The 3,423-nt window shown below is 33.5% G+C and carries 5 protein-coding genes and 1 pseudogene; 5 read left to right on the top strand and 1 reads right to left on the bottom strand.

All coding sequences use genetic code 11. The annotated features are described in order from the left end of the window. Window positions 1-137 (bottom strand): annotated as a pseudogene (locus ACK5ON_RS08440) (MBL fold metallo-hydrolase); the annotation flags it as partial. Window positions 138-277: 140 nt separating this feature from the next. Between ACK5ON_RS08440 and ACK5ON_RS08435 the strand changes: the two are divergent. The 5 genes from ACK5ON_RS08435 to ACK5ON_RS08415 all read left to right on the top strand — a co-directional run. Continuing rightward, window positions 278-607 carry a HesB/IscA family protein gene (locus ACK5ON_RS08435; protein ID WP_136151049.1) on the top strand — a complete coding sequence of 110 codons (330 nt, stop codon included), beginning with the start codon at window positions 278-280 and terminating at the stop codon, window positions 605-607. 43 nt (window positions 608-650) lie between these two features. Then, entirely contained in the window at window positions 651-1,040 is a 390-nt protein-coding gene (locus ACK5ON_RS08430) for a four helix bundle protein (RefSeq protein ID WP_409821628.1), read from the top strand. 48 nt (window positions 1,041-1,088) lie between these two features. After that, window positions 1,089-2,537 (top strand): Fe-S cluster assembly protein SufB, encoded by a 1,449-nt coding sequence (sufB, locus tag ACK5ON_RS08425; protein WP_409821626.1) that lies wholly within the window; start codon window positions 1,089-1,091, stop codon window positions 2,535-2,537. A 30-nt stretch (window positions 2,538-2,567) separates the two neighbouring features. Beyond that, a complete protein-coding gene (locus tag ACK5ON_RS08420) occupies window positions 2,568-2,960 on the top strand; it encodes a four helix bundle protein (protein WP_396156186.1) in 393 nt (130 codons plus the stop codon). A 90-nt stretch (window positions 2,961-3,050) separates the two neighbouring features. Further along, a partial coding sequence (locus ACK5ON_RS08415; RefSeq protein ID WP_409821624.1) for an ABC transporter ATP-binding protein occupies window positions 3,051-3,423 on the top strand: 373 nt, incomplete at its 3' end.

Genomic DNA, 3,423 nt, shown 5'->3' with positions numbered 1-3,423 from the left:
AAACAACGCAGTGCCCAGTTGCACATATTATTTTCATCAGCAGGATTCAATTTGTTCCAGATGCTCTTAGGCACTACACCAAACATAGCGCCACCATCGAGTTTAAAATTGCCAGCTTCTATGGGATAAATTTTCATTTTTTAATGTTTTTACAAATTTATAGAAATAAAAATCATTTTTCTCTATTCGCTAATTGGTTATAAAAATGTTATAGTTGCTTGAAAAAAGGATATTTGTAGTAACTTTGCGCATTATTTAGACAAAATTAAAATAAGCTATGATCAAAGTATCTGATGACGCAAGTAAAAAAATCGTTTCGATGATGCAAGAAGACGGTTTTGACGCTGCCAAAGATTATGTTCGTGTAGGCGTAAAAAGCGGTGGTTGCTCAGGTTTATCGTATGAATTAAAATTCGATAAAGAGTTGGGAGAAAACGATAAAGTTTTTGAAGATAATCATGTAAAAATAGCCGTTGAAAAAAAATCATTTCTGTATTTAGCTGGAACCATTTTGGAATTTTCGGGAGGATTAAATGGAAAAGGATTTGTTTTTAATAATCCAAATGCGAGTAGAACGTGTGGGTGTGGGGAATCGTTTTCTTTATAAATCTAAAAAAGCAAAAAAATTGAAATAATCTAAAAAAGCAAAAATGGCAAAATACAGTTCGTTTGAGGAAATGGAAGTTTATCAAAAAGCATTGCAGTTTGGAGTTAAATTATACAAACTAACATTAACGAATGAGAAAATTGCTAAAGATTATGGTTTAAAAGATCAATTACAAAGAGTGGCATTATCAATTTCGAATAATATTGCCGAAGGTTTTGAAAGAGAAACCAAAAAAGAATTAATTAGATTTTTATATTTTTCAAAAGGTTCTGCTGGTGAATGCCGAAATATGTTCAACTTTTTGAAATTGTTAGAATACATTAATGAAGATAATTTCTACGAACACAGAAATGATGTCATAGAAATATCAAAACAATTAGGTAGTTATATTAAATATTTGAAAAACTTAGAAAAGCATAACAAGAAGGCATAAACACTTTCTTTTTATTTTTTAGATTTTTTAGATTTTTTAGATAAAATTATGAGTAAGTATACAGAAGACGACTTAAAAATCGAATTAGAAAATAAAGAATACGAATACGGTTTCTATACCGATTTAGATTCGGAAACGTTTCCTATTGGGCTAAACGAAGATATTGTTCGTGCTATTTCTAAAAAGAAAGACGAACCACAATGGATGACCGATTGGCGTATTGAAGCGTTTCGTGCTTGGCAAGAAATGATAGAGCCAGAATGGGCAAACGTTCACTATGAAAAACCCGATTTTCAAGCCATTTCCTATTATTCCGCACCAAAAAAAGCGGATCCGAATAAAACATTAGACGATGTTGACCCTGAATTGTTAGCCATGTACAAAAAGTTGGGTATTTCTATTGACGAACAAAAAATGATGAACAACGTCGCTATGGATATTGTCGTCGATTCGGTTTCGGTAGCCACGACTTTCAAGAAAACATTAGCAGAAAAAGGCATCATTTTTATGAGTATTTCCGAAGCTATTCGCGAATATCCAGACTTGGTTCAGCAATATTTAGGAACAGTTGTACCGCAAAGAGATAATTTTTACGCGGCCTTAAATTCAGCTGTTTTTTCAGATGGAAGTTTTTGTTACATTCCAAAAGGCGTTCGTTGTCCGATGGAATTATCAACTTATTTTCGTATCAATCAAGCGGGAACTGGTCAGTTTGAAAGGACACTTTTGATAGCAGATGAAGGCAGTTATGTTTCCTATTTAGAAGGATGTACCGCACCAAGTCGTGATGAAAATCAATTGCATGCCGCAGTAGTTGAATTAATAGCTTTGGATAATGCCGAAATAAAATATTCAACGGTTCAAAACTGGTATCCTGGGAACAAAGAGGGTAAAGGCGGTGTTTTCAATTTCGTGACCAAAAGAGGAATTTGCGAAAAAAACGCAAAAATATCTTGGACACAAGTCGAAACGGGTTCTGCCATTACTTGGAAATATCCATCGGTAGTTTTAAAAGGAGATAATTCTATCGGCGAATTTTACTCAATTGCGGTAACTAATAATCATCAACAAGCCGATACGGGAACCAAAATGACACATTTGGGAAAAAACACCAAATCAACCATCATTTCCAAAGGAATTTCGGCTGGAAAATCACAAAATAGTTACCGTGGTTTGGTTCGAATAAGTGCCAATGCCGATAATGCTCGTAATTTCTCGCAATGTGATTCGTTGTTGATGGGCAATAACTGTGGCGCACACACATTTCCTTATATCGAAAGCAAAAATTCATCCGCCAAAGTAGAACACGAAGCCACGACTTCTAAAATCGGTGAAGATCAAGTTTTCTATTGCAATCAAAGAGGCATTCCAACCGAAAAAGCAATTGCCTTAATCGTAAACGGTTTCAGTAAAGAAGTTTTGAACAAGTTGCCAATGGAATTTGCAGTGGAAGCACAGAAATTGTTGGAGATTTCGTTGGAGGGTTCAGTAGGATAATTTGATATTCGAAATTTGACATTTGGAATTATGGCTACAATTACAAAATTTGAAGATTTAGAGATTTGGCAGCAATCAAGAGTTTATGCTGATAAAATCTTTAATCTTGCTTCAAATGAGAAATTTAAAAATGATTTCAAACTTATCAATCAAATTCACGATTCTTCAGGTTCTGTAATGGATAATATAGCAGAAGGTTTTGAAAGAGAAGGGAATAAAGAGTTTGTTCATTTTTTGACTATTTCGAAAGGTTCTTGTGGAGAGTCACGTTCACAATTGTATAGAGCTTTTGACAGAAAATATATTTCAGAAGTTGAATTAAACGATCTTAAAGAAATCAGTATAAATTTAAGTAAATCAATATCAGGATTTATGAATTACTTAAAAAAATCTGAATATAAAGGAAATAAATTTAATAAATAAAAAGTCGATATTAATATTGAAAATTTAAATAAATAATATTAACAAGAGTGATGAGAGTCTCAAATCTCAAATCTCAAATCTCAAATTATAATGTTAAAAATTAGCAATTTACACGCTTCTGTTGAAGACAAAGAAATTTTAAAAGGTATCAATCTTGAAGTTAAAGCCGGAGAAGTTCACGCCATTATGGGACCAAATGGTGCTGGTAAAAGCACTTTAGCATCTATTATTGCCGGAAATGAAAAGTACGAAGTTACAGAAGGTGAAATTCTTTTACAAGGCGAAGACATTTCAGAATTGGCTCCAGAAGACAGAGCACACAAAGGTGTTTTCTTGTCGTTTCAATATCCGGTAGAAATTCCAGGTGTTTCAGTGACCAATTTCATGAAAACGGCTATCAACGAAAGCCGAAAAGCCAACGGAAAAGAAGAAATGCCAGCCAATGAAATGCTGAAGCTAATTC

Origin of the sequence: Flavobacterium sp., from assembly GCF_046317795.1 — a bacterium.
GTDB lineage: Bacteria > Bacteroidota > Bacteroidia > Flavobacteriales > Flavobacteriaceae > Flavobacterium.
Note: the sequence above shows the minus strand (reverse complement) of the source record. Positions and strands in the feature narration are given on the sequence as shown.